Source organism: Pannonibacter sp. (assembly GCF_051860505.1).
GTDB lineage: Bacteria > Pseudomonadota > Alphaproteobacteria > Rhizobiales > Stappiaceae > Pannonibacter.
This window is the reverse complement of sequence record NZ_JBHYDX010000006.1, coordinates 152,799-177,933: the sequence shown is the minus strand read 5'-3', so window position 1 is coordinate 177,933 and position 25,135 is coordinate 152,799. Positions and strand designations below refer to the sequence as shown.

Annotated in this window: 21 protein-coding genes; 10 read left to right on the top strand and 11 right to left on the bottom strand. The window is 63.7% G+C overall.

Features of this window, described 5'->3' with window-relative positions; translation table 11 throughout:
* On the top strand, positions 1-201 hold a 201-nt coding region (locus ACTIFE_RS06415; RefSeq protein ID WP_439528331.1), incomplete at its 5' end, for a hypothetical protein.
* 93 nt (positions 202-294) lie between these two features.
* Here ACTIFE_RS06415 and ACTIFE_RS06410 read toward each other — a convergent pair.
* Positions 295-1,884 (bottom strand): GMC family oxidoreductase, encoded by a 1,590-nt coding sequence (locus tag ACTIFE_RS06410; RefSeq protein ID WP_439528330.1) that lies wholly within the window; start codon positions 1,882-1,884, stop codon positions 295-297.
* A gap of 7 nt (positions 1,885-1,891) precedes the next feature.
* Positions 1,892-3,409 carry an aldehyde dehydrogenase family protein gene (locus tag ACTIFE_RS06405; RefSeq protein ID WP_439528329.1) on the bottom strand — a complete coding sequence of 506 codons (1,518 nt, stop codon included), beginning with the start codon at positions 3,407-3,409 and terminating at the stop codon, positions 1,892-1,894.
* 304 nt (positions 3,410-3,713) lie between these two features.
* Here ACTIFE_RS06405 and hpaR point away from each other — a divergent pair, with 304 nt between their 5' ends.
* Positions 3,714-4,256 carry a homoprotocatechuate degradation operon regulator HpaR gene (gene hpaR, locus ACTIFE_RS06400; protein ID WP_439528339.1) on the top strand — a complete coding sequence of 181 codons (543 nt, stop codon included), beginning with the start codon at positions 3,714-3,716 and terminating at the stop codon, positions 4,254-4,256.
* Positions 4,257-4,785: 529 nt separating this feature from the next.
* Entirely contained in the window at positions 4,786-5,724 is a 939-nt protein-coding gene (locus tag ACTIFE_RS06395) for a helix-turn-helix domain-containing protein (RefSeq protein ID WP_439528328.1), read from the top strand.
* 478 nt (positions 5,725-6,202) lie between these two features.
* Here ACTIFE_RS06395 and uxuA read toward each other — a convergent pair whose 3' ends face one another.
* The 4 genes from uxuA to ACTIFE_RS06375 form a co-directional block, all read right to left on the bottom strand.
* A complete protein-coding gene (uxuA, locus tag ACTIFE_RS06390) occupies positions 6,203-7,363 on the bottom strand; it encodes a mannonate dehydratase (RefSeq protein WP_439528327.1) in 1,161 nt (386 codons plus the stop codon).
* A gap of 57 nt (positions 7,364-7,420) precedes the next feature.
* Positions 7,421-8,170 carry an FCD domain-containing protein gene (locus ACTIFE_RS06385; RefSeq protein ID WP_439528326.1) on the bottom strand — a complete coding sequence of 250 codons (750 nt, stop codon included), beginning with the start codon at positions 8,168-8,170 and terminating at the stop codon, positions 7,421-7,423.
* Positions 8,167-9,987, bottom strand: a complete 1,821-nt coding sequence (locus tag ACTIFE_RS06380; protein WP_439528325.1) for a glycoside hydrolase family 2 protein — start codon at positions 9,985-9,987, stop codon at positions 8,167-8,169. Before ACTIFE_RS06380 ends, ACTIFE_RS06385 begins: the two co-directional genes overlap by 4 nt.
* An 89-nt stretch (positions 9,988-10,076) precedes the next feature.
* Positions 10,077-11,057 (bottom strand): TRAP transporter substrate-binding protein, encoded by a 981-nt coding sequence (locus ACTIFE_RS06375; protein ID WP_439528324.1) that lies wholly within the window; start codon positions 11,055-11,057, stop codon positions 10,077-10,079.
* Between the two features lie 478 nt (positions 11,058-11,535).
* On the opposite strand from ACTIFE_RS06375, the gene ACTIFE_RS06370 reads away from it, so the two are divergent.
* The 6 genes from ACTIFE_RS06370 (at position 11,536) to ACTIFE_RS06345 (ending at position 19,159) form a co-directional block, all read left to right on the top strand.
* Entirely contained in the window at positions 11,536-12,060 is a 525-nt protein-coding gene (locus ACTIFE_RS06370; protein ID WP_439528323.1) for a TRAP transporter small permease, read from the top strand.
* A gap of 11 nt (positions 12,061-12,071) precedes the next feature.
* Entirely contained in the window at positions 12,072-13,379 is a 1,308-nt protein-coding gene (locus tag ACTIFE_RS06365; protein ID WP_439528322.1) for a TRAP transporter large permease, read from the top strand.
* Between the two features lie 110 nt (positions 13,380-13,489).
* Positions 13,490-15,898, top strand: a complete 2,409-nt coding sequence (locus ACTIFE_RS06360; RefSeq protein WP_439528321.1) for a TIM-barrel domain-containing protein — start codon at positions 13,490-13,492, stop codon at positions 15,896-15,898.
* Positions 15,899-15,913: 15 nt separating this feature from the next.
* Entirely contained in the window at positions 15,914-17,398 is a 1,485-nt protein-coding gene (locus ACTIFE_RS06355; RefSeq protein WP_439528320.1) for a mannitol dehydrogenase family protein, read from the top strand.
* Between the two features lie 23 nt (positions 17,399-17,421).
* Positions 17,422-18,828 (top strand): glucuronate isomerase, encoded by a 1,407-nt coding sequence (gene uxaC / locus ACTIFE_RS06350; RefSeq protein WP_439528319.1) that lies wholly within the window; start codon positions 17,422-17,424, stop codon positions 18,826-18,828.
* 118 nt (positions 18,829-18,946) lie between these two features.
* Positions 18,947-19,159: a hypothetical protein gene (locus ACTIFE_RS06345; RefSeq protein ID WP_439528318.1), complete on the top strand. Its 213-nt coding sequence runs from the start codon at positions 18,947-18,949 to the stop codon at positions 19,157-19,159.
* A 14-nt stretch (positions 19,160-19,173) separates the two neighbouring features.
* On the opposite strand, the gene ACTIFE_RS06340 is transcribed toward ACTIFE_RS06345, so the two are convergent.
* Positions 19,174-19,710 (bottom strand): response regulator, encoded by a 537-nt coding sequence (locus tag ACTIFE_RS06340; RefSeq protein WP_439528338.1) that lies wholly within the window; start codon positions 19,708-19,710, stop codon positions 19,174-19,176.
* A 545-nt stretch (positions 19,711-20,255) separates the two neighbouring features.
* Here ACTIFE_RS06340 and ACTIFE_RS06335 point away from each other — a divergent pair.
* Entirely contained in the window at positions 20,256-20,429 is a 174-nt protein-coding gene (locus tag ACTIFE_RS06335) for a hypothetical protein (protein WP_439528317.1), read from the top strand.
* A 30-nt stretch (positions 20,430-20,459) separates the two neighbouring features.
* On the opposite strand, the gene ccoS is transcribed toward ACTIFE_RS06335, so the two are convergent.
* The 4 genes from ccoS to ccoG form a co-directional block, all read right to left on the bottom strand.
* Positions 20,460-20,639, bottom strand: a complete 180-nt coding sequence (gene ccoS / locus ACTIFE_RS06330) for a cbb3-type cytochrome oxidase assembly protein CcoS (protein ID WP_439528316.1) — start codon at positions 20,637-20,639, stop codon at positions 20,460-20,462.
* A 157-nt stretch (positions 20,640-20,796) separates the two neighbouring features.
* The gene (locus ACTIFE_RS06325; RefSeq protein WP_439528315.1) at positions 20,797-23,007 is read right to left on the bottom strand and encodes a heavy metal translocating P-type ATPase; all 2,211 of its coding nucleotides are present in this window, start codon (positions 23,005-23,007) and stop codon (positions 20,797-20,799) included.
* Positions 23,008-23,054: 47 nt separating this feature from the next.
* Positions 23,055-23,603 carry a FixH family protein gene (locus ACTIFE_RS06320; RefSeq protein WP_439528314.1) on the bottom strand — a complete coding sequence of 183 codons (549 nt, stop codon included), beginning with the start codon at positions 23,601-23,603 and terminating at the stop codon, positions 23,055-23,057.
* A gap of 12 nt (positions 23,604-23,615) precedes the next feature.
* Positions 23,616-25,073 carry a cytochrome c oxidase accessory protein CcoG gene (gene ccoG / locus ACTIFE_RS06315; protein WP_439528313.1) on the bottom strand — a complete coding sequence of 486 codons (1,458 nt, stop codon included), beginning with the start codon at positions 25,071-25,073 and terminating at the stop codon, positions 23,616-23,618.
* Between the last annotated feature and the right edge of the window lie 62 nt (positions 25,074-25,135).

The window sequence follows — 25,135 nt, the reverse complement described above, 5'->3', positions numbered from 1 at the left end:
AGTGCTGGCGGCATAACCGAGGCGGAAAACCACTTAGAAAACGCCCGGCACCTGTTCAGATCAACCGAGCCAGCTCTCCTGCGTCCACCCACGCGCTTTTCTGTGATCTCGCAAGGAGTTTTTCGCTTCTTTCATGTCGAACCTCTTACCTTGCGCCAATTTCGCTACACTGCCATTTTGGATAAATCACGTCAAATTTGATTTTTTCCTTTTCGTCTACGTAGCTCTATAAACTCAAACGCCGCCCCGGAGACCCCCGTGGCGGCGTTTTTTTTCAATCATCGCGACCCTGCGCTATCCCCGTCCGAGCAGGAAGTTGGCGCAGCGTTCGCCGATCATGATCGAGGGGGCGTTGGTGTTGCCGCTGACCAGAGTCGGCATCACCGAGGCATCTGCGATGCGAAGCCGGCCGATGCCGCGCACCCGGAGCTGGCTGTCGACCACCGCCTCGTCGTCCTCGCCCATGCGGCAGGTGCCGGAGGGGTGATAGACCGTCTTGGCATAGCGGCGGACATGATCCTCGATCTGCGCGTCGCTCAGCGTCTCCGCCTCGGAGGGCAACAGCTCGCGCTCGATCAGCTTCTGCAGCGAAGGCTGGCGCAGGATGCGGCGCGCCAGCTTCACCCCGCGCACCAGCGTGTCCACGTCGTCTTGCTCGGCGAGGAAGTTCGGGTCGAGCAGGATCGGCTCGTTCGGGTCGGCCGAGCGCAGCTTCACCGTGCCGCGCGACTTCGGCCTCAGGAAACAGGGGTTCAGCGACATGCCGTGCCCGGCCAGCGGCTCGCGCCCCACGTCGCCCATCAGCGTCGGGATGACATGGAACTGGATATCCGGCCGGCCCGACCCACTCGTGTCGAAGAACCCGCCGCATTCCACCACATTCGAGGTCAGCAGTCCGGACTTGGTCATGAAATACTGCAGGCCGTGCCGGATCGCTTTCAGCCCCCGGTCCGCGCCGAGCAGGCTGATCGGATCCTTCGCCCTGGCATAGACCGACACCTCCAGATGGTCCTGGAAGTTCCGGCCGACGCCCGGAAGGTCGCGCAGCACCGGGATGCCGAGCGGTTCCAGCTCCGCCGCCGGCCCCAGTCCCGACAGCATCATCAGCTTCGGCGTCGCCAGCGCCCCGGCCGACAGCACCACTTCCGCACGCGCATGCACGGTGTGCTCGCTGCCGTCCTCGCGGCGGTAGCTGAGCCCGGTCGCCGCGCCATTCTCGATGATCAGCCGCGACACGGCGCAGCCCGTGCGCACCACCAGCTTCGAGTTGCCCCTGAGCGGCTTCAGATAGGCGACCGCCGTCGAGGCGCGCTGCCCGTTGCCGGTGGTCGACTGGTAGAAGCCGGTGCCGGCCTGTTCCGCGCCGTTGAAGTCGTCATTATAGGAGTGGCCCGCCTCCTGCGCCGCCTTGACGAAGGCGAGGCTCAGCGGATGCCGGTGGCGCGGGTCGCTGACGCTCTGCGGCCCGTCCGCCCCGTGCCAGGCGTTGGACAGGCGCTGGTTGTTCTCCGCCCGCCGGAAATACGGCAGCACATCGGCATAGGCCCAGCCGCGCGCGCCCAGGGCGGCCCAGGTGTCATAGTCCTGCCGCTGACCGCGGATGTAGATCATCGCGTTGACCGAGGAGCCGCCGCCGAGCGTGCGCCCCTGCGGGATATGCATGACGCGGCCCTCAGCATGCGGCTGAGGCTCGGACTGGTACAGCCAGGTCCGCGCCGTGCCGATGACCCGCACGAAGGTCGCCGGAATATGCACGAACATCGAATTGTCCGCCGGGCCCGCTTCCAGGAGCAGCACCGTCTTGCCGGCATTGACCAGCCTGTGCGCCACGGCAGACCCGGCCGATCCGGCCCCGATGACGACGTAGTCGAAGGTTTCTGTCATGGCTGTCTCACGAATACCGGATGATCACGGTCTTGGATTCCAGATAGGCGTCCAGCGCCGCCCGGCCGTGCTCGCGGCCAATGCCAGACTGCTTGTAGCCGCCGAAGGGGGCGTTGGCGTCGACGGTGTTATGGCTGTTGACCCACACCGTGCCGGCCTTCAGGGCGCGGCTGGCGTGGAAGGCCTTGTTGAGGTCGCGCGTCCAGATCGAGGCGGCCAGGCCATAGCGGCTGTCATTGGCCAGCCGGATTGCCTCGTCCAGATCGGTGAAGGGCATGGCCGCCACCACCGGGCCAAACACTTCCTCCTGCACGATTTCCATCTGAGAGGTCACGCCGTCGAAGATGGTGGGGGCCACGAAATAGCCGCCCTCCGGCAAGGTCCGCGCGCCGCAGATGCGCCGGGCGCCTGCCGCCTCGGCCCGCTCGATGAAGCCGTTCACGCGGTTGCGGTGGCGGGCCGACACCAGCGGATTGATCTGGGCATTCGGATCAAGGCCCGAGCCCATGGTCATGCTGTCGGCCACCCCGGCCAGCGCCTCCAGCGTCCTGTCATAGACCGACTTCTCGATCAGCAGCCGCGAGGCCGAGGTGCAGACCTGACCCTGGTTGAAGAACATGCCAAGCCCCGCCATCAGCGGTTCCTGGCCCTGATCGGCATCGGCGCAGATGATCATCGGCGACTTGCCGCCCAGTTCCAGCGTGAAGCGGGTCATGGTGTCGAGCGCCTTGCGGCCGATCATCTGGCCGACTTCGGTCGAGCCGGTGAAGGTGATCTTGTCCACGCCGGGATGCGCCGTCAGCGCCGCGCCGGTCACCGATCCCCGGCCGGTGATGATGTTGAGCACGCCCTCCGGCAGGCCGACGCGGGCGGCAATCTCGGCCAGCCGCAGCGCCGTCAGCGGCGTTTCCTCGGCCGGCTTCAGGATCACGGTGCAGCCGCAGGCAAGCGCCGGGGCAATCTTCCAGATGCCCATCAGCAGCGGGAAATTCCAGGGCACGATCGCCGCCACCACGCCCACCGGCTCCTTGATGGTGGCCGAGAAATGATGGCTACCCGGCGGCACGGCGATGGAGGTGTCATAGCTCGATCCCTCGATCTTGGTGGCCCAGCCGGCAAAATAGCGCAGCCACTCCACGGATCCGCCGACGCTGAGACCGCGCGCGATGCCAACCGACTTGCCGTTTTCCAGCGTTTCCAGCTCCGCCAGCAGCGCCCCGTCCGCCTCGATGGCATTGGCGAGATCGAGGATCAGCTTCTCCCGGTCCGCCGGGCGCATCCGCGACCATGGCCCCTCCAGTGCGGCGCGAGCGGCGGTGACCGCCGCCTCGACACCGGCGGCGCCGTATTCCGGCACCTCGGCGATCACCCGCCCGGTTGCCGGGTCATGCACGGCAATGGCCTCGGCTGCCCCCTCGTCGGTGAATGCCCCCTTGATGAAGGCGCGGTGCGGTCCGTTGAGAAACCGGGCGGCTTCCTTGCTCATCTGCGAGGCGGCAGGCGGCGTTGCGGTCTGGATGGTCATGGGTGTCCTCCCTGCCCGGGCGTTGGGCCGGGCGCTGTTGATGGCTCACCCTAGCGACCCGGCTGCGGGGTCAAAACCGCCGCTGCGCTCCCTTGCGCGGGCAGGCAAGGCTCATTGCCCCGCCGGTCAATGCCTGTTTCAGCCCTCGCCAAAACGATGCAGCTTTCCATATCGCCACAATCAGGATACGCATCCGTGACCCTGGATATTTGTGAACATGACAATCGATTCCTCGCCTTCACGCCGGCCGGCGCCGGCCTCCTTCCAGCCCCCCGTTGAGGCCGATCCGGGCGCGGGAGCCGGCATGCGCATTCGCCTGCGCGACTTTTCGAAGTCGCTGCCGATGTCCTTGTTGCGCGCGCGGGAAGCCGTGATGCGCCAGTTCCGCCCCAGCCTCACCCATTTCGGCATCACGGAACAGCAATGGCGCGTGCTGCGGGCGCTCACCTCCGTCTCTGCCATCGAAGTGCTGGAACTGGCAGACGCCACCTGCCTGCTCGCCCCCAGCCTGTCGCGCATCCTCAAGGGGCTTGAGGAACGCAACCTGGTGCAGCGCATGACCGACGAGAATGACATGCGCCGGGTGCTGATCTCCATCAGCCCCGCCGGCCGCATCCTGATCGACCAGGCCGGCGGCCATTCCGAGATCATCTATGCCGAAATCACGCGGCGCTACGGCGCCGAACGGCTTGGCGTCCTTCAGGACATGCTGCGCGAGCTGGACGAAGTGATGAGCGACAGCCCGCTCATCGCCGAAACCCTGGGCCTCGACCTCGGCTCCCGCACCCCTGCCACCTCCCCTCGCCGCGGCCGCCCGCGCAAGGACGACGAGGCCGTCGAAGACTGAAGTTTTCATCGCCCCCCCCCCGCTCCGCTCCGCGCCTCTCACCGTCGTCATCCCTGCGAAGGCAGGGATCCAGTATCCCCGGTGGGCGTTGGGTGCTCCCGCCTTTGACGCCCCGTTTACTGGGCTCCTGCCTGCGCAGGAGCGACGAGGCGGCTGGCTTTGACCGCTCCGCTCCGCACCTCTCCCCCTCGTCATCCCTGCGAAGGCAGGGATCCAGTATCCCCGGTGGGCGTTGGGTGTTCCGGCCGAAGACGCCTCGGTTACTGGGCTCCTGCCTGCGCAGGAGCGACGATGAGAAAACGTACTCCACGGCGCCATCCCCCAACCGGTTCAGCATTTTTCTCAAGGTATCTCACACCCCTCTTCCAATGATATATTTAATATGTTTATTATCTGACAGGTTCCACTGGCTGGAACCGTGCCGACCCCGGATCTGGAGGACTGACGCCATCTGGCGCAGGTGATCCGGACGGCAGAACCAGACCGGTCACCCGAAAGGGCGACGACCGGCAAATGGCGGGAGGACGTCATGGCGATCACGCACGCCCCGATGGACATCGGGTCGGGACCGGAACTGCCCGGTCTGGCCCGGCGGCTGTTCGGCAACATCCAGCTCGACTTCGAAACCGAAACCCGTGCCGCGACGCTGCAGTCTGCCGATTTCGGCCCCTGCCGCCTGTCGCGCATCGATGCGACGGCCCATGGTGTACGCGGCCAGCGCGTCGCGCAGCGCTCGCATGACGTGGATTCCATCAAGCTGATCCTGCAGGCCGATGGCCGTTCGGTGATGGAACAGGGCGGCATGAGCCTGATCGTCGGCACCGGCTCCATGCTGCTCTATGACCCGACCCGGCCTTACGCCCTCAACAACGTCTCGCGCATCACCCAGTTCCTTCTGCAGGTGCCCCGGCACAATTTTTCCGGCGCCCTGCTCCAGCGTCTCACCGGCCCGCATCTCTTCACGGCCGAACAGAACGGAATTTCTCGCATCGTTGCCGGCCTTGTCCGCAACGCCATGACGGAGGCGCCCGTGCTCGATGAAACTGCCCGCGCCCGCGTTGGCGACACGATTGTCCGCCTCGCCACCAGCCTGATCCTGCCCGAGGAAACCGAGGACGAACGCGATTCCATGTCGCTGAAGATCCTGCGGAGCCGGGTGAAGGCCTATGTCGAGGCCAATCTGGCCCGCCCCAATCTCGACGTGGAGGAGATTGCCCAGCGCATGGGCTGCTCGCGCCGCTACATCTTCCGGGCTTTCGAGGCCGAGAACGTTACCCCGGCGAGCTTCCTGTGGGATCTCCGACTGGAGCGGGCCCACGGCCGCCTCACCGACCCGACCTTTCGCGGCAGCTCGATCTCGGAAGTCGCCTATTCCTGCGGCTTCTCCTCCAGCGCCCATTTCTCCCGCGCCTTCCGCAAGCGCTACGGCTGCACCCCCAGCCAGCTGCGCGGCGAAATGGCGGGCTAAGGCTGGTTTAGGCTACGGCCTCTCCGCTCCCCTCCCCCTCGTGGGGAGGGGTTTGGGGGTGGGGGGAGCGGACTTAAATCCAGATTACTGACGTTCCTGACCAGGCTTACTTCTGACGCTTTTTGACCTAATCGCCTCCCGTGCCCCCCTTACCCCTCCCTACGAGGGCAGGGCTATCGCATGTGAAGTCTGGCGCATAATCGATGTCAGGGAATGCGCCTAGAACCAGACCCTGTCGGAGCCTCTCCGCTCCCCTCCCCCTCGTGGGGACGGGTTGGGGGTGGGGGGGCGGACTAATATCCAGGTTTCACATTCCTGACTAGGCGTACTTCAGACACTTTGTGATCTAACGAACTCCCGTGCCCCCCACCCCTCCCCACGAGGGGGAGGGGGGCTGAGACGCATCGAAAACCGTCTGGCCACATATGCGATCGCTCTGCCCCCCAATTGGGGAGAGCAGGCCTGAAGCGCACTCCGTTTAGATCAACGCCTTCACCGCCCGCTCGACACCCCGCAATTCGGCAAGGCCGCGCAGGCGGCCGATGGCGGGGTAGCCGGGGGTCGAGGACTTGCGCAAGTCGTCGAGCAGCTGATGGCCGTGGTCCGGGCGCATGGGAAGAGCGATGCCGCGCTGCCGCTCGACCGCGACGATCTCGCGGATCACCGCCACCATGTCCACATCGCCGTCCAGATGCGCCGCCTCATGGAAGCTCAGGCCGCCCTCTTCGCGCTTGGTCGCACGCAGATGCAGGAAATGCACCCGGTCCGCATGGGTACGGACCATGGCACACAGATCATTGTCAGGCCTGACACCATAGGACCCGGTGCAGAAGGTGAAGCCGTTCGCCGGGCTGTCGGCCATCGCGGCAATCGCCTGCATGTCGGCGGCGGTCGAGACGATGCGCGGCAGGCCGAACAGCGGGCGTGGCGGATCGTCCGGGTGAATTGCCAGCACGACGCTTTCTTTCTCGGCCACCGGCACGACGATCTTCAGGAACGCCGCCAGATTGGCACGCAGGCGCTCGGCGTCAATGCCGGCATAGGTGGCCAGCCGCGCCTTGAAGCTGTCCAGCGAATAGCTCTCCTCCGCGCCCGGCAGGCCGGCGATGATGTTTGCGGTGAGCTTGGCGATATCGGCGTCGGACATGGCAGCATGGGCTGCCCGCGCGGCCTCGATCTCGGCGGCGCTGTAGCTCGCCTCTGCCCTTTCCCGCCGAAGGATGAACAGGTCGAAGGCGGCGAAGGCGACCGCGTCGAACCGCAGGCATTTCGCCCCGTCCGGCAGCTCATAGGCCAAGTCCGTACGGGTCCAGTCGATCACCGGCATGAAGTTGTAGCAGATCGTGCGGATGCCGCAGCGCGCAAGGTTGGTCAGGCTCTCGGCCCAGGCTTCGGCATACCGCTCCCAGCCCGGCGCGGCGGTCTTGATGTCCTCATGCACCGGGATGCTCTCGACCACGGCCCAGGTCAGGCCGGCAGCCTCGATCTTGGCCTTGCGCTCGAGGATCCGCTCCACCGGCCAGACCACGCCATTGGGCAGGTCATGCAGCGCGGTGACGATACCGGTCGCGCCGGCCTGCCGGATATCGGCGAGGGAAACGGGATCGGCAGGGCCGAACCAGCGCCAGGTCTGTTGCATCTTGGTCTGTCCTCAGTTGGAGGCGGTCTTGTTGTTCAGGTGGTGATGGGGCACCGGTCAGGACACGGCAGCGGCAACAAGGCCGCTGTCGAACAGGTAGCCGTCGAATTCCGGATCATCGACATCAGACAGTTCCATCAGGGTCTGGCGCACGTTTTCCAGGTGCTGCCACATGGCCTGACGCGCCGCGCGTGGATCCTTGCACTGCAGCGCCGTCAGGATCGCCTGATGGTCCTCCAACCAGCGGCCGCGGTAGCTGACATCGAAGATGCGGGCATGCAGGCGCGCCCACATCGGGCTCTGCTCGCGCTTGCCCCACAGCTCGTCGATCATGTCGACCAGCACGCTGTTTTGCGTCGCCTCGGCGATGAGATGATGGAACAGTTCGTCGCCGGAATAGTCGCCGCTGCCCTCCTCGATGGCGCGGCGCTCCATGTCCAGCGCCTCGCGCATGCGCAGGATGTCGGCCTTGGTCACGGTCGTGGCGGCAAAGGCAGCGATGGAGCTTTCCAGCACCTGCCGCGCCTGCAGCAGTTCAAACGGGCCGATGTCGCCGCGCGGATCTTCCGTATCGCCGGCCGGCAGGCGCACCACATAGGTGCCCGAGCCCTTGCGCACGTCGACAAGGCCCTCGATTTCCAGCCGGATGATCGCTTCGCGCACCAGCGAGCGCGACACGCCCATCTCGTCTGAGATCTGGCGTTCCGGCTTCATCCGGTCGCCGACCTTGTAGTGGCCCTCGGCCAGTTCCTTGCGAAGCGCCTCGGCCACCTCTTCGTAGCGCCGCTTGCCCGCCGCTTCGATCATGCTTCTCCCCCGCCGCCGCGCGCCTGGTCCTCGTCCCGGCGCTCGGCGTAATAGGCCGAGAGCACCGCGAAGGCCTCCTTCTTGGTCGCCTTGTCGCCGGCGATCAGGCCCTTCTTGTTGAAGCCCTTCTGGAACACATTCTGCCGCCGCTCGACCCGGAAGTCATAGAGGATCCAGGGCGACATCCCCTTCACGTAGTCAAGCGGACGCAGCGTCGCAATCTGCTTTTCATAGACCTCGGTCTGGTAGGCCTCGCTGAACAGGGCCCGGCGCGGGCCGGTGGCGCTGATGTCGGCATCGGCCCCGGTCTCGGAGATCACCACCGGCTTCCCCGGGTTGGAATTCCGGCCGATGGCGGCGAGATCCTCGAAATTCTCCTCGTACCAGCCGTAATACTCGTTGATGCCGATGACATCGATGTGGTCGGCCAGCCGATCCTCGATGCAGGTCTTGGCGTGATTGACGAGACAGGCCGCCGAGGTCAGCCGGGTCGGGTCATAGGCCTTCGCCGTCTCGGCAAGCCCGCGCATGAAGGCAAGCCGCGCATCGGTGTCCGGGTTCTCGTTGCCGACCGACCAGATGATGACGGAGGCGCGGTTGCGGTCGCGCTTGATCAGCTCGATCAGTTGGTTCTCCGCATCGCGATAGGTGGCCGGATTGGCAAAGTCGATCGCCCAGTAGACCGGGATCTCTTCCCAGAGCAGGAACCCGAGCTCATCCGCCATCTCGGCGGCGCGCTCGTGGTGCGGATAATGGGCCAGGCGCAGGTAGTTGCAGTTCAGCTCCCGCGCATGGGCAAAGCGGCGGGCGAGGTCTTCCTCGCGCATCACCTTGCCGAGCGTCCGGTCATCCTCATGCACGGAAATGCCGCGCAGGAACAGCGGCTTGCCGTTGAGGTGGATCTCGTCGCCGACCGTGCGGATCTCGCGGAAGCCGACCCGGTCGCGCACGCTGTCCTCGCCCGCCGTCAGGCGCACGTCATAGAGCACGGGGCTCTCCGGCGACCACAGCGCCGGCTGCGCCGCAATCTCGATGACGCCGCGCCCGGCGGCGTCCAGCGCAAGGACCGTGTCGATGCCGAGCGCCGGGATTTCCAGCCGCGCCGTGTCCGCGCCCTCGACCTCCACCTCCGCGCGGATCGTGCCGAAGCGGCCGTCGGGCACCAGATGCACGAAGAGATCGCGGATCAGGGTCTTCGGCGTCTCGAACAACTCCACCTCGCGGTAGACGCCGCCGTAGTTGAACCAGTCGGTGTTGCGCATCGGCACGCGGTCCAGCGTGCGGGTGTTGTTGACCATCAGCATCAGCCAGTTGCGGCCGGGCTTCAGGTGCTCGGTCAGTTCCACCATGAAGGGCGTCGAGCCGCCGTAGTGGTTGCCGAGAAATTCGCCGTTGAGGAAGACCTTGCAGTCATATTGCGCTGCGCCCACGCGCAGGAACTTGCGCGTCTCCGGGTTGATCGCGGCCATGTCGAGCGGCCGGGTGTACCAGGCGCTGCCTTCAAAGAAGTACCATTTCTCTTTCAGCATCTGCCAGTTGGACGGCACCGGCACGGTCTCGCCCTCATAGGGGTCGTAGTCCCAGGGCTCCGGCCGCTCCTCGGCCGCCATCGGCAGCATCGCGAACCATTTCTGCCGCAGCCCCGTGTCGAGCAGGTCAACGCAGAAATTCCAGTCGCCATTGAGGCTGACGCGCGGACGGCCACGGGTGAAGACCAGCGTCGAATGGTTCAGCGCCTGGGTATTGAACGGGCGGTCATAGTCCTCGTCATGCAGTGCCTGCAGGGCGTTTTCGGCGAGGGCGGAACGTTCGAGCACGGCAGGTCTCCGGATGGCACAAGCAACAGGACGTCGAAGCAGAAGACGCAGACCCCGGGCCGCCACCGGCCCGGGGTCTGACTTGGGTCTTAGTTGGCAGCAGCCTGGATGCGCTTGATCAGGTCGGCAACGCGCGGCGACTTGGCAGCGGCTTCGTCATACATCGGCTTCACGGCTTCGACGAACGGGGCCTTCTCGACGGCCACGAACTTCACGCCCATTTCCTTCTCAGCCTGTTCCTTGCCGGCGGCAACCTGCTTGTTCCAGCCATCGCGGTGGAAGTCCATGGATTCGCGCGCGGCCTGCTTCAGCGCCTTCTGCTGGTCTTCGGTCAGGCCGTCCCAGGTCTGGGTCGAGATCATGACCACGGAGGGGATCATGGTGTGCTCGTTCTCGGAATAGACCTTGGCGATCTCGCCATGCCGGTTGACGGTCAGCGCCAACGGGTTGTTCTCCGCACCGTCGACCACGCCCTGCTGCAGGGCGCTGTAGAGTTCACCGAAGGCAATCGGCGTCGGAGCCGCACCCAGCAGTTCGACCATGCGGATGGCCGACGGGCTCGGCTGCACGCGGATCTTCATGCCCTTCAGGTCGGCCGGGGTCTTGATTTCCTTGTTGGAATAGAAGGAGCGCGCGCCTTCGACGTAATAGGCAAGGCCCATGAAGCCCTTGTCCTTCGAGGCGGCCAGGATGTCATCACCGACTTCCCCGGTCAGGACCTTGTAGTAGTGGTCGTCATTGGCAAAAATGAACGGCAGGTTCAGAGCCGAATAGGACTCCTCAAAGGCTTCCAGTTCGCTGGCATTGGAGCGGGCCATGTCAAGCGTGCCGTTCTGCATCAGCTCCATGGACTCGCGCTGGTTGCCCAGCTGCGCATTGGCATAGACGCGGATCTTGATGTCGCCGTTGGTCAGTTCATCGACGCGCTTGCCCATGAATTCCATCGACTTGTGCAGCGGATGGTCTTCCGGGTTGTTGTGGTTCAGCTTCAGCGTCTTGGCGTCGGCAGCAGTGGCAAAGGCCATGAGGGCAACACCCGCCAGAACGGCGAGACGGTTCATCATACGCATGTCAAAATTCCTCCCGATGATCCCGTCCGGTTCGTCGGGCGCCTGCCCTCCCCGCGCATGCTCTGGCGGGTCGGCGGATCACCGGTCCGGACGACTTGGCCGATCAGTCAAGGCTCGGCTCGCGATCAGAGACTTGGCCAATCCCGCGCCAGTGTCAACCAGTTTTGAAAATTGGTTGACCAATTTCTGAAAATGCGCATTCTCTGGGGAGCTGGCGGGAAAGCTCTTCGCCGGCGATGTACGCGTTGCGCGCCCAAGGGTCGCCCTGCTTCACCAGCAAGCGCCTCATGTCGCGCCTCTTGCATGCGATCAAGGTCAGACCTCATGTTTCGGGGAGGCTGACCAGCCAACAGACGGACTGGCCGCGGAAGCGGCGGATCTGGTCGACCAATCCGAAGCGGGACCGGACCAGTTGGTCCGGGGAGGAAACAGGGGCCGTCGTCCAGACGAAGGGCCCCGAAAAGGAGGACATGCAGCCATGCATGCACTGAAAACCCGCGTCGACCACGCGCTGGGTGTTTTCATCGCCGCCGTGTTTGCGGTGCTCGTTGCCTGCGTGGTCTGGCAGGTCTTCTCCCGCTATGTTCTCGGCGCTCCCAGCACCGTCACCGACGAGATGGCGCGGTTCCTCTTCATGTGGGTCGGCCTCATCGGCGCGGCCTATACGCTCGGCCAGCGCAAGCATCTGGCCATCGACCTGCTGATGCAGATGGCCGGCCCGTCGAACGGACGCTGGCTCGCATTGCTGGCCACTGTCATCGTCGGGGCCTTTGCTGCCGTCGTCATGGTCTATGGCGGCTACAACCTGGTGCAGAAGACCTTGGCCAGCGGCCAGCTCTCCCCGGCCCTGCGCCTGCCGATGGGCTATGTCTACGGCGCCATTCCCTTCGCCGGCATCATGATGGTGCTCTACTGCCTCGAATTCGCTGCAGGGGTCATTTCCGGCCGCATCCAGCCGATCGAAAGCGACGCCGACATTCCGGCAAACGGCCCGCAGACCTGAAGGACAGGCCCATGGAACTCATCAGCGCGTTCATTTTGTTCGGCAGCTTCGGCCTGCTCATGGTCCTTGGCGTGCCGATTGCCTTTGCCATCGGCATCGCTTCGGTTGTCACCTTCGCCCTGTTCATGACGGTCGACCAGTCGATCTTCATCACGGCGCAGCAGATCGCCTCCGGGCTCGACAGCTTCACCCTGCTCGCCATCCCGTTCTTCATCCTGGCCGGCAACATCATGAACCGAGGCGGCATTGCCCTGCGGCTCATCGAATTTGCCAAGGTGCTCGGCGGCCGCCTGCCGGGCTCGCTGGCTCACTGCAACGTGCTTGCCAACATGATGTTCGGTGCGATCTCGGGCTCGGCTGTTGCTGCCGCCGCCGCGGTTGGCGGCGTCATGGCCCCCTTGCAGAAGAAGGAAGGCTATGACCCGGCCTATTCCGCCGCCGTCAACATCGCCTCCTGTCCCACTGGCCTGCTGATCCCGCCGTCCACCACCTTCATCGTCTATTCGCTGATCTCCGGCGGCACCTCCATCGCCGCCCTGTTTGTTGCCGGCTATGTCCCGGGCATCCTCATGGGTCTCAGCATCATGATCGTCGCCGGCATCATCGCCAAGAAGCGCGGCTATCCGATTGCTCCCCGCCCGAGCATCAGCACGGTCGTGGCCAAGACGGCCGATGCCCTGCTGCCTCTCAGCCTCATTTTCGTGATCATGGGTGGCATCATCGGCGGCGTCTTCACGGCCACAGAAGCTTCGGCCGTTGCAGTCGTCTATACCCTGTTCCTGGCTTTGGTGGTGTACCGCGAGATCCGGGTCCGTGACCTGCCGGGCATTTTCCTGGATTCGGCCGTTACCACCTCCATCGTGCTGCTGATGATCGGCTGTTCCATCGCCATGTCCAAGGCGATGGCCTTTGCCGACATCCCCTATGCGGTTTCGGACGCCCTGCTGGCCCTGTCGGACAATCCGCTGGTGCTGCTGCTCATCATCAACATCGCTCTGCTTGTCGTCGGCATGTTCATGGACATGACCCCGGCGCTTTTGATCTTCACCCCGATCTTCCTGCCAGTGGTGAAGGATCTCGGCATGGATCCGGTGCATTTCGGCGTGATGATGACTTTCAACCTGTGCATCGGCATCTGTACGCCACCGGTCGGCTCGGCCCTCTTCGTTGGCTGCTCGGTCGGCAAGGTGTCGATTGCCAAGGTCATCAAGCCGCTCCTGCCGATGATCGCGATGCAATACGCGGTGCTGATGCTCATCACCTATGTTCCGGACCTCAGCCTCGCCCTGCCGCGCTGGCTGCTCGGCTACGGCGGCTGACCTCAATGACAGCAGGCGCGCTGCTGCGCAGCCTGCTGTCATCCGCCTCCTGACCCTTTCCGATCCTGCAACGCCACAAGCCTGGCGCTGCCACGCTTCGCGGAGTTCCCATGAAGACGCTGCACTCCTTCCGCCTCGCCCGCACCTTCGACACCGGCATCGAACTCCTGGTCGAGAACCGTCACCTCCTGACCGTCTTTGTGCTGGAGCCGCAGCTTTTCCGCGTCGTCCTGCGCAAGGATGGAAAGTTCCGTCTTGGCCGCTCCTGGTCCGTGGCGCCCAAGCCTGAAGGCACCGCCGCCCCCGCAGACGTTGCCTGGGAAGGTCGCTCGCGTCTGGACCTGTCGGGCTTTTCCTGCCCGTCCTTTACCGTGGACGACCACGGCGACGCTGGCCTGACCCTCTCGACCTCCGACCTGCGACTGACCATTACGCAGCCGCTGACCTTTGTCTGGGAAGCCCGGCAAGCCGATGGCCGGTTCCTGGTCTTCGCCGAGGACCGCCCGACGGGTGCCTACATGCTGGACGTCAAGTCGCATGCCCACGCCCATTACCTCAACCGCCGCAAGGGCGAGAAGGTCTATGGCCTCGGCGAGAAATCCGGCGATCTGGAACGCTCCGGCCGCCGCTACGAGATGCGCAATCTCGATGCCATGGGCTATGACGCGCGCTCGACCGATCCGCTTTACAAGCATATCCCGGTCACCATCACCCGCACGCCCGATGCCGGGACCTTCTCGGTCTTCTACGACAATTTGGCCGGCTGCTGGTTCGATCTCGGCAACGAGCTGGACAACTACCACAAGCCTTACCGCACCTATCGCGCCGAGGATGGTGATCTCGACTATTACATGCGCTGGTCGCCCACGGTTTTGGACGCGGTCAAACATCATGTCCGTCTGACCGGCGGCACCGCCTTCCCGCCGCTGTGGAGCCTCGGCTACTCCGGCTCGACCATGCATTACACCGATGCACCCAATGCCCAGGAGCAGCTCGAAGGCTTCGTCCGGCTGGTCGAAGAACACGACATCCCTTGCGACAGTTTCCAGCTGTCCTCCGGCTATTCGTCCATCGGTGCCAAGCGCTACGTGTTCACCTGGAACAGCGCCAAGGTGCCCGATCCGGCGGGCCTTGCCGCCACCTTCACCAATGCTGGCCTGCATCTGGCTGCCAACATCAAGCCCTGCCTGCTGCAGGACCATCCGATGTACCAGGATGTCGCTGCGCGTGACCTGTTCATCAAGGACAGCGAGAGCGATGCCCCGTCCCGCTCCGTCTTCTGGGATGACGAAGGCTCGAACCTCGATTTCACCAATCCGGCGACCATCGCCTGGTGGCAGGGCAACATCGCCGACAAGCTGCTGCGCTACGGCATCAACTCCACCTGGAACGACAACAACGAGTTCGAGGTCTGGGACAATTATGCCCGCTGCCACGGCTTCGGCGAGGAGATCGACGTCGGCCTGATCCGGCCGCTGTTGCCGGTGCTGATGACCCGCGCCAGCCATGAGGTGCAGGTGGCGCACCAGCCCGACACCCGCCCTTATCTCATTTCGCGCTCCGGCGCGCCCGGCCTGCAGCGCTACGCCCAGACCTGGACCGGCGACAACTACACCGCCTGGGAAACGATCCGCTACAACATCCGGATGGGCCTCGGCATGTCCCTGTCAGGCCTCTACAACGTCGGCCACGACGTTGGCGGTTTTGCCGGCCCCAAACCGGATCCGGAACTGTTCGTCCGCTGGGTGCAGAACGGCATCTTCCATCCGCGCTTCACCATCCATTCCTGGAACGACGATCACACGGTCAACGAGCCCTGGATGTATTCGAACATGACGCCGCTCATCCGCGAGGCGATCAAGTTCCGCTACCGGCTGCTGCCCTATCTCTACACCGCGCTGCATCAGGCCGTGACCGCCGACGAGCCGATGCTGCGGCCGACCTTCCTCGACCATGAACACGACCCGCGCACCTTCGAGGAATGCGATGAGTTCCTCATCGGCCGCGATCTTCTGGTCGCCAACGTGGTCGATCCGGGCGTCACCGAGCGTACCGTCTATCTGCCGCAGAACGACACCGGCTGGTGGGACTTCTGGGCCGGCAGCTGGCATGCGGGCGGCACCACCGTTACCCTGCCGGTGACGCTGGCCTCCATGCCGCTCTTCGTTCGTGGAGGCACGGTGCTGCCGCTGGCCCAGGATCTCACCCGCGCTCAGGCCGCACGGGACACCTCCCGCACCTACGCCCTCTTCCCGGCTCCCGGGGCCGCCGCCGGCATCAGCCTCGAATATGCCGATGACGGCTTTGCCGTCGATGCGCTCGACGGCAACCATGCCCTCATTCGCCTGGCGCTATCTTCGACATCGGCCAGCATCAGCCTCGACGTTTCGCGCAGCGGCCGTCATGATCCGGCCTGGAGTGAAGCACGCTTCGTTCTGCCGGCCAGCGAGCAGCGTCCGCTGACCGTCAATGGCAATCCGGCGAGTTCCGGTGCTGTCCACCCTGTTCCCCGTGCCTGAGGCAAAGGAAAGCCAATGAACGCCCCTTCTCCCTCCGCCCCGGACACCACACAGGTCGTTCAGGTCAAGACCGCAGCCTATGACCGGCGGATGCTGAAACCGCGCATCCTGCATTTCGGCTTCGGCGCTTTCGCACGCGCCTTCCTCTGCTCGATCCTCGACGAGACGCTTGATCAAGCCGGCCCTGGCGAGGCCGCCGACTGGGGCCTCGTCGCCGTCCGCCTCAATTCCGGAGCGGACGAACTCTCTGCTCTCGACGCCACCGACCGCCGCTTCTGGGTCGCGGCCGCCGACGATGGCGGGATTGCCGCCCGCCGCATCGATTGCCTCGTTGCCACCTGCCATCCGGCCCGTGACGGACTGCCGGCCCTCTTCAGCCACTTCGTTCATCCGGACCTGTCGATCATCAGCCTGACCATCACCGAGAAGGGCTATTGCTCGCGCGGCGGCGATCTCGACACAGCCCACCCCGGCATCATCGCCGACCTCGCATCGCCCCGGCAGCCTGGTACCGCCATCGGCGTCATCGTCGAAGGTCTCCGGCTGCGCCGCGACAGCGGCCTGGCCGGCGTCACGGTGCTGCCGCTCGACAACCTGCCGCACAACGGCGCCGTGACCCGGGCGACGATCATCGGCTATGCGAAGGCGCTGGACGAAGATCTGGCCGAGTGGATTGCCGGACACTGTTCCTTCCCCTCGACCATGGTCGACCGGATCGTTCCAGCTCTCGACGAGCCGTCGAAACAGCTGCTGCGCGAGATCGGATCGGACGACATCAATGGCATCGTCTGCGAGCCCTTCCGCCAGTGGGTGATCGAGGATGATTTTGTCGCACAAAGACCTGACTTTGTCCGCGCAGGGGCGCAATTTGTCGCAAATGTCGCCCCCTTCGAAGCGATGAAATTGCGCATGCTGAATGGCGCCCATTCCTTCCTCGCCTATCTCGGCGCGCTGGCCGGAAAGGAGACGATCTCGGACTGCATGGCCGATCCGTTGTTCGCCAAGGCCGCAGGCCAGTTGATGATGAGAGAACAGGCCCCGACGCTGGAAGGCCTGCAAGGCCTTGATCTAAAAGCCTATTCTGACGATCTTCTGACACGCTTCGGCAACAGTCGCCTCAAGCATCGCACCACCCAGATTGCGATGGACGGCTCGCAGAAGCTGCCGCAGCGCCTGCTGGCCTCGATCCGCCAGCACCGAACCGCCGGCACGCCCTTTCCGCTGCTCGCCCTCGCTGTCGCCGGCTGGATGGCTTATGTCAGGGGCACGGACGAGGCCGGCAATCCGGTTCCGGTCAAGGACCCGATGGCAGATCGCTTTAGCGAGATCGTGGCGACCGTTCCGGACGGTCCTGGCTATGTTGCTGCAATGCTTGAGCTTTCGGAGATTTTCCCGGACGATCTCGCCCATGATGCGCTGGTCCGCGCGGCCATCACGGACAGCTATCGCAGCCTGCGTGAGAACGGTGCCCGCACCGCCCTGACCGCCCTCCTCTCCTGACAGTTTTCCGGAAGCCTCCTGACATGCAGCCCTTCCTCGGCCCAGACTTCCTGCTCGCCACCGCCACCGCCCGCCGCCTCTTCCACGAGGTCGCGAGCGATCTGCCGATCATCGACTATCACAACCACCTGCCCCCGGATCAGATCGCCGCCGACACCACCTGGGACAGTCTCGGACGCATCTGGTTGGAAGGAGATCACTACAAGTGGCGCGCGATGCGGTGGGCGGGAATTGACGAAAGGCGCATCACCGGCGAGGCAGACTTCCGCGAGAAGTATGACGCCTTCGCCTCTATCATGCCGAAATTACTGGGGAATCCACTCTATCACTGGTCCCATCTGGAACTGGCCCGCTACTTCGGACTGTCAGGAGCCGTGCTCAATTCCGGGTCCGCTGCCGCGATCTGGGACGCCGCCAACGCCGAACTTGGCAAGCCCAGCCACTCCGCCCGCGGCCTCCTCAGGCAGATGAAGGTCGAGCTAGTCGGCACCACCGATGACCCCTGCGACAGCCTCGAGCATCACATCGCCCTCAAGGACGACCCGAGCCTCGGCTTCCGCATGGTTCCGAGTTTCCGGCCGGACAAGGCCTTCAAGATCGAGCTGGACGGTTTCCCGAGCTACATCAATCGCTTGGCATCCGTCGTCGGCCATCCGATCCGCAGCTTCGAGGACCTGACCGGCGCGCTTATCGCCCGCCTCGACCATTTCATAGACGCCGGCTGCATCGCCACCGATCATGGTATCGAGATCCTGCGTGCCGGCAGCGACTGCGGCGCGGCCCGGCTCGATGGCATCCTGGCAAAACGGCTTGCAAATCAGGGCCTTGACGAGGCCGAGATTGCCGATTTCCACGGCGCTGTGCTGGTCGCCCTCGGCCGTGCCTATGCCGCGCGTGGACTGGTCATGCAGCTTCATATTGGCGCCACGCGCAACAATCGCACCGCCTTGTTCCGCCAGCTCGGCCCCGATGCCGGCGGAGATTCCATCGCCGACCGCTCGATTGCCGCAGAGCTGAATGCGCTGCTCGACCGGCTCGACAAAACCGGCTCGTTGCCACGCACCATCCTCTATGCCCTTGATCCGACACGCAATGAAGTGGTCGTGACGACCGCCGGCAACTTCCAGGACGGCAGCATTCCGGGCAAGGTCCAGGCCGGGTCCGGCTGGTGGTTCAACGATCAGCTCGACGGCATGGAGCGCCAGATGACCCAGCTTGCCCAGATGGGTCTCATCTCCACCTTCGTCGGCATGCTGACCGACAGCCGCTCGTTCCTCTCCTTCCCCCGGCACGAGTATTTCCGCCGTCTTTTCTGCAACATGGTCGGCACTTGGGTTGAACAAGGACACATGCCGAACGACCGGGATCTCGCTGACGACCTCGTCAGGGACGTTTGCTACAACAATGCCCGGCGCTGGTTTCTCGGTTGAGGATCCTCGATACCTTGCTTGAACAAGGCTCGTTCCCTGCAGAAACTGACAGGGCCATACACCTGTCATTAACCATAAAAGTGGAAACTTTTCCCATCGGCAACTCAGGAGATTTGCCATGGTCGAATTGCAGAAGCGCATTGATACACTTGAGGGATTCTATCGTGCGACGGAAGGCTATGCGCATCTTCCGGCCCAAAGCCTCATCCGCTATCTGATCAGCAACTATGCCGTTGACCTGGATCTCATCCAGGAATTTGTCCGTGATCTGGCACGAGAAGCCGGCAAACCAAGCGAACCGCATCGTCCGTTCGCGGCCCTCGCAGCCTGACCTCAACAGGACGTTTAACCGATGGCAAGCGTTTCGCTCTCGTCGCCATTGTCCGCCGGGGGCGTCGAAGCGCCCGGTTTGCGCGGTTCCGGCGGGCGAACCCCGCCCTGCCAGATCTTCTGGCGATTGCGGATCTCGCGCGGCGCAGGGCCGAAGTAGCTGGGCGTCTTGACGAAATCACGAGGGTTCATGATCACGTTCGATACCCGCTGATACAGCGCCTTGGCGGAAATCGGCTTGGAAAGCAGTTCATGTACGCCCAGACGCCGCGCTTCGATGATGCGACTGCGCTCGGTATGGCCGGTCACCATGATGATCGGGATATAGGCGAACGGATTGTTCGAGGTGCGGATCATGCGCACCATGTCCGCACCATCCAGAATAGGCATGACCCAATCCAGAATAAGGACATCCGGGTTCGCCCGGTCCATGGCTTCCAGACCGGATGCCCCGTCTTCGGCCTCGACGATCCTGCGGGCGCCAAACCCCTGCAGCATCGTACGCAGGATCGTGCGCATGTACGCGCTATCCTCCACGAGCAAAAATGTCAGCGAAGCCAGATCTACGCTCACCAGGACCTCCAGTTCAGAGCCAGAGTCTTACCGGCAAACCGTGAAAAGAGGGTTAGTGCCTGGTTTCGCCCGGACCGCGTGTTTTCCCGCGGTTCTGATCAGCTTGTTCACGTTGCCACGAGGTCGATCAATGTCGTCCCGAACGTCGGCCCCAAGCATTTGCTGGCGAGGAAATCCAAGTGTTAACCCACAAGCCGGATCCATTAAGGGATGGACCGTTTGCCGGGGCTCAAACTCGCTCAAGAGCCCCCTCCGCGCTTCCAATTGCAATTCCGGCCGGATCCCGCGTCTTGTTGCCGGCATGACAAAATCCGATATAAGCTTTGAATCTCAATCAGATACAAAAGTCACCATCACTTGGCATTAATTTGCTTGGAAAGAATTTAACAGTCAGTAAAGTTTACGGGGATTAACACATTACAGCGATATGACTTAACTGCCCCTTCAAAAATCCGGCCTACAACGGTGCTCACACGAACAGCAAAAATACGGATGTTCAAGGTACCACCATGTCGGAGCAAGCCATGCGCACCATCGGCCGCCAGAGCAAGACGCAGGCAGCGAATTTCGGCACTCCCTTCGAGGTGCGCCCGTCGTCGTCCGCTCAGTTTCCCACGCGCGAGAACACGCTACTGCTGTCGGGCGTCGCTTTGATTGTCGTCTCGGCCAGCATGATGCTGTCCACTTTGATCGGCTGACACCAGGCCGCCAAGGGTCGACTGGCGGTGTTATGCGTCCGGCAATTTCACCGGTCGCTGGGCCTCCGGCAAATCATCATCCGACAAAACCCGCCACTTGGCCCCTTCCAGATCATCATACTGACCCGATTTCAAAGACCAGAGAAAGCCGAACAGGCCGAGCGCACCCAGGCTGACGGCGACGGGAATGAGATAGAGCAGCACTTCCACGGTTCTTACTCCACAGGCTCCAGGCCTTCAGCGTCTTGTCTCGCCCATATCCTGACTGCAGCCCCCTCTCCACGCGTTCCATTCTGCATCACAAGTGCTTGCTTCACCAGACAATCCTTGGCGGCGGAGCTTTCGCGGGGCTTGCGCATTCCGGATTTTACCCATCTATGCGGGCTCCGCTGTGCAGGAGGCGGAGCCGCAAGGCGTTTGCCGTCACGATCAGGGAAGACCCGGACATGGCGGCTGCCGCGACCAGCGGCGTGACAAAGCCTGCGACGGCAATCGGCACCGCAATCAGGTTGTAGATCACCGAGATCCAGAGGTTCTGCATCATGACCGCCTTGGCCCGCCGCGAAATCAACAGCGCGTCAGCGACCGGGGCTAGCGCATCGCCAAGGAAGACCGCATCTGCCGCCGCCTGGCTCAGGTGTACGGCTGTAACCGGCGAGAGCGACACATGTGCGCCAGCCAAGGCCGGGGCATCATTGAGACCGTCCCCCACCATCAGAACCGTGGCGCCCTCTGCCTGTAGTTGATCGAGGCGGGCAATCTTGTCCGCTGGTGTCATGCTGGCACGCCAGTGAACGACGCCCAATGCCGCAGCTGCCGCCTCGACGGCCCCCGAACGGTCACCGGAGAGGATTTCAATCCGGTAACCGCGCGACAGCAGCAGGGAGATCACCTGCCTCGCATCAGGACGCAGGCTCTGGCGCATCGGGATCAGACGAGCCGGGTCCGAGCCAACCCGAAGAGCCAGCAGAGACGCATCGCCATGGCGCTCCAGCACCTCAGCCACCCGGGTCTCCGGCACCCCACAAAATCCGGGACTGCCGAGGCGAACAATCTGTCCATCCTGCGACACCTCGACGCCCGCCCCGGTGGTTTCCAGGACACCGCTCAGCGGATGGGTCGCGCCGGTGGCCCGTGCCAGCGCCAACGCCAGCGGATGGCGACTGGAAAGAGCCAACCGGCCGGCCATGGCCAGGTCCTGATCGGCCTCGTCAACAGGCTCGAGCAACTCGGGCTGCGCCAGGGTCAAGGTGCCGGTCTTGTCAAAAACGATGGTATCGGCAGCGGCTAGCCGCTCGATGGCATCCCCGGAATGGATCAGCACACCAGCGCGGAACAAAAGCCCCGACGCCACGACCTGCACGGCTGGTATGGCAAGCCCGAGAGCACAAGGGCACGTGATGATCAGAACCGAAATCGCAATGATCAGCGAAGGTTGCCAGCCAAGACCGTAGAGCGTCCAGCCGAGAAAGGTCATCAGGGCCGCCGCATGGACAATCGGTGAATACATCGAGGCGGCGCGGTCGGCCAGCACGACATATCGGGACTTTGCCTGTCCGGCCGCTTCCAGGAGCCGGTTGACTTCATCGAGAAGCGTCGCGCCGGAGGCCACGGAGACCCTGACTTCCAGCACACCGTCCGCATTGAGCGTACCAGCATAGACGCGGGTGCCGGGACCAACGGCGGCCAGCGCCGTTTCGCCGGTCACAAGGCTCTGGTCAATTTCAGACTGGCCGGTCTCGATGACGCCATCCACCGGAATCCGTTCACCGGCGGTGACCAGAACCCGGTCACCGGGCTCGATCTTTGACAAGGGAACTTCGCGCACGCTGCCGTCCGGCCCGATCCGGGCGGCGACTTCCGCCTTCAAAGCGGCGATGTTCTCGGCCAGCGAGCGGGTCCGCCCGCGCATGTTGTGATCGAGATAGCGGCCAACCAGAAGGAAGAACAGCAGCATGGTCGCCGATTCAAAATAGGCGTGATGCTGGCTCTGCAGGGTCTGGATGACGGAGAGGCCGACCGCCAGCGACACGCCAATGCAGATCGGAACGTCCATGTTCAACCGGCGCCCCCTGATGGCAGCAAGGGCGCTGCGCAGGAACGGGCGAATGGAATAGGCAACGGCCGGCAGCGCAATCAGCGCCGAGACCCAATGGAACAGGTCGCGCGTCTCGTCCGTGATGTCGGTAACGTTGCCGGACCACACCGACACGGACATCAGCATGATGTTCATCGAGGCAAAGCCGGATACGCCGATGGCGCGCAACAACTCGCGGCCGGTACGATCTTCGCGTGCCTTCTGGGCGGCAGGGTCGAACGGATGGGCGCGGTAGCCCATGTGGTCGAGTGTGGAGACGATCAGATCGGCAGGCGTTTGTTCCGCGTCCCAATCGACAGCCAGCCGGTGGCTGGTCAGGTTTACGCGGGCGCGGGTAACGCCAGGCAATTGGGAAAGCCCGCGTTCGATCTCGCCCATGCAGGCGGCGCAGGTGATGCCCTCCACCGCCAGATCCATGTGGACGCCGCCATCCGCCGCTGGCGTAACAAAGGCATCCCAGTCTCGCATATGCACCGTCATAGCCGTCCTCTTGCCGTGCAAATTGAGCTCAGTCCCGGATCAACACGTCAGTCCTTGAGAAAGACGCGGTTCTCCGAGCGGAACATGCGTCCTTCAGCCCCCTCGGCTTCGATGACCATGTTCCAGTTGCCCGGCGCAAGCGGCTGGGCTGTTACTCCGGTGTAGCGGCCATCTTCCAGCGGAGCGAGCGCGACCATCTGGTCGAGACCGGCTGCAGTCGGATGTGCCAGCTTTGCCGTAAAGACAAGGCCACCCAGCGCGACACCCGCCGCATCACTGGCGTTCACTGTGATGCGTGCGGTCCCGCCGTTGCTGCGATCGAGATGCGCTCCCACCTGCCAGCCCCGGTCAGCCTGGGCCTTGGCCGCCGCCACTTCGCTGTTGAATGCAAGGCCGGCCTTGTAGGAACTATCGACCACCGTGCCCGGGAAGGTCCCGATGGCGTAGTAGAGAAAGACTGCATTGGCCGCGAAGATCACGCCGAAGAAGCCGAGTATCCAGAAGAGAATGGTCCGTCCGGTGAAGGGCTTGCCGCCTTTGCCGGAATTCGGTGCCGAGCCCAGTGCTGCGGCGGTACCTGTGCTGTTGATGGTCATTACTCCCTCCCTTCAGGGTGCCTTGAAGAAGTCTTTGGTGGTGACCACCTCACCCATGACCGTATCGGTCAGACGGAAGGTGATCGGGGTCGAAGATCCCAGTTTCACGTCTTTCGGCGAATAGACCAGAACGCGGATTTCGCGGGTCTGGTCCGGGCCGACCACGACATAGGGCCGCCCCTCGAAGTAGTGGTCGATGCCGACGGCCTCGATACGCGAACCGGCGGGCATGCCTTCGACATTGAGCAGGAAGCTGCGGTCATGGGTCCGCTTGTTCATCAGGCGCACGGTGAAGCCATTGCGGATGCTGCCGTCATTCTGGGTGACGAAGATCGGATTGCGGTCATGCAGGGTGCTGATCCCGGCGAAGTCGCGGGTCAGCAGCGCGTAGAGCATGATGGCGCCGGCAATGGCGATCACAGCCGCATAGATGACCGTGCGGGGACGGACGATCTCATAGATCGGATCCTTGCCGTCCAGGCGCCGCTGGATGTTTTCATCCGTGTCATAGCCGATCAGGCCCGTGGGCTTGCCAACCTTGGTCATGACATTGTCGCAGGCATCGATGCACAGACCGCACTGGATGCAGTCGAGTTGCAGGCCGCCGCGGATGTCAACGCCGGTCGGGCAGACATGGTAGCACTGTGCGCAATCGATGCAGTCACCGGCAGGAAGCCCCTGCTCCGCCAGTTCCTTGTTGCGCTTCAGCGGGCCACGCGGCTCGCCGCGATCCCAACGGTAGGTGACGTTGAGCGCCTTCTCGTCGGTCAGGGCGGCCTGGATGCGCGGCCAGGGGCACATGTAGATGCAGACCTGCTCCCGCATGAAACCCGCCAGCAGGTAAGTCGTGGCGGTCAGGATGGCAATCCAGATATAGGCTGCCCAGGGTGCCTGAAAGGTCGCAAGGTCATAGACGAGTGTCGGTGCGTCGGAAAAGTAGAGCACCCAGGCGCCGCCCGTCCACCAGGCAATCATCAGCCAGGACGTGTGCTTTGCGGCGCGCTTGGCCAGCTTGGACAGGCTCATGGGCGCCTTGTCGAGCGCAATCCGCTCGCGGCGATCACCCTCGATCTTGCGTTCGACCCACATGAACAGGTCCGTCCAGACCGTCTGCGGGCAAAGATAGCCACACCAGATACGTCCGGCGACGGCATTCATCAGGAACAATGCGAGCGCGGCAATGATCAGGAGACCCGTGAGGTAGTAGACCTCCTGCGGCCAGATCTCGATGAAGAAGAAATAGGCACGCCGACCCTCCAGATCGACAAGAATGGCCTGGTCGGGCGCATTGGGCCCGCGGTCCCAGCGGATGAATGGCAGGAAATAGTAAAGGCCGAGCGTTATGAAAAGCAGCGCCCACTTGATCCGCCGGAAGGTCCCATTGGTTGCCATGGGATAGATCTTCTTCGCGGAGGCAAACCACTCTTCTGGCTCGTTGCCGCCTGATGCGGCGTCTGGCTCGACACGCATTGTTCCGTCCTTTTCCTGTCCAGGGCCGGCCCCAACGAACCCCGGGTAGGTTCCCGGGTCGG

Coding starts and splice junctions, on each gene's coding strand:
- ACTIFE_RS06410 (WP_439528330.1), bottom strand. CDS start 1,884: ATGACAGAAACCTTCGACTACGTCGTCATCGGGGCCGGATCGGCCGGG.
- ACTIFE_RS06405 (WP_439528329.1), bottom strand. CDS start 3,409: ATGACCATCCAGACCGCAACGCCGCCTGCCGCCTCGCAGATGAGCAAG.
- hpaR (WP_439528339.1), top strand. CDS start 3,714: ATGCGCATTCGCCTGCGCGACTTTTCGAAGTCGCTGCCGATGTCCTTG.
- ACTIFE_RS06395 (WP_439528328.1), top strand. CDS start 4,786: ATGGCGATCACGCACGCCCCGATGGACATCGGGTCGGGACCGGAACTG.
- uxuA (WP_439528327.1), bottom strand. CDS start 7,363: ATGCAACAGACCTGGCGCTGGTTCGGCCCTGCCGATCCCGTTTCCCTC.
- ACTIFE_RS06385 (WP_439528326.1), bottom strand. CDS start 8,170: ATGATCGAAGCGGCGGGCAAGCGGCGCTACGAAGAGGTGGCCGAGGCG.
- ACTIFE_RS06375 (WP_439528324.1), bottom strand. CDS start 11,057: ATGCGTATGATGAACCGTCTCGCCGTTCTGGCGGGTGTTGCCCTCATG.
- ACTIFE_RS06370 (WP_439528323.1), top strand. CDS start 11,536: ATGCATGCACTGAAAACCCGCGTCGACCACGCGCTGGGTGTTTTCATC.
- ACTIFE_RS06365 (WP_439528322.1), top strand. CDS start 12,072: ATGGAACTCATCAGCGCGTTCATTTTGTTCGGCAGCTTCGGCCTGCTC.
- ACTIFE_RS06360 (WP_439528321.1), top strand. CDS start 13,490: ATGAAGACGCTGCACTCCTTCCGCCTCGCCCGCACCTTCGACACCGGC.
- ACTIFE_RS06355 (WP_439528320.1), top strand. CDS start 15,914: ATGAACGCCCCTTCTCCCTCCGCCCCGGACACCACACAGGTCGTTCAG.
- uxaC (WP_439528319.1), top strand. CDS start 17,422: ATGCAGCCCTTCCTCGGCCCAGACTTCCTGCTCGCCACCGCCACCGCC.
- ACTIFE_RS06345 (WP_439528318.1), top strand. CDS start 18,947: ATGGTCGAATTGCAGAAGCGCATTGATACACTTGAGGGATTCTATCGT.
- ACTIFE_RS06335 (WP_439528317.1), top strand. CDS start 20,256: ATGCGCACCATCGGCCGCCAGAGCAAGACGCAGGCAGCGAATTTCGGC.
- ACTIFE_RS06325 (WP_439528315.1), bottom strand. CDS start 23,007: ATGACGGTGCATATGCGAGACTGGGATGCCTTTGTTACGCCAGCGGCG.
- ACTIFE_RS06320 (WP_439528314.1), bottom strand. CDS start 23,603: ATGACCATCAACAGCACAGGTACCGCCGCAGCACTGGGCTCGGCACCG.
- ccoG (WP_439528313.1), bottom strand. CDS start 25,073: ATGCGTGTCGAGCCAGACGCCGCATCAGGCGGCAACGAGCCAGAAGAG.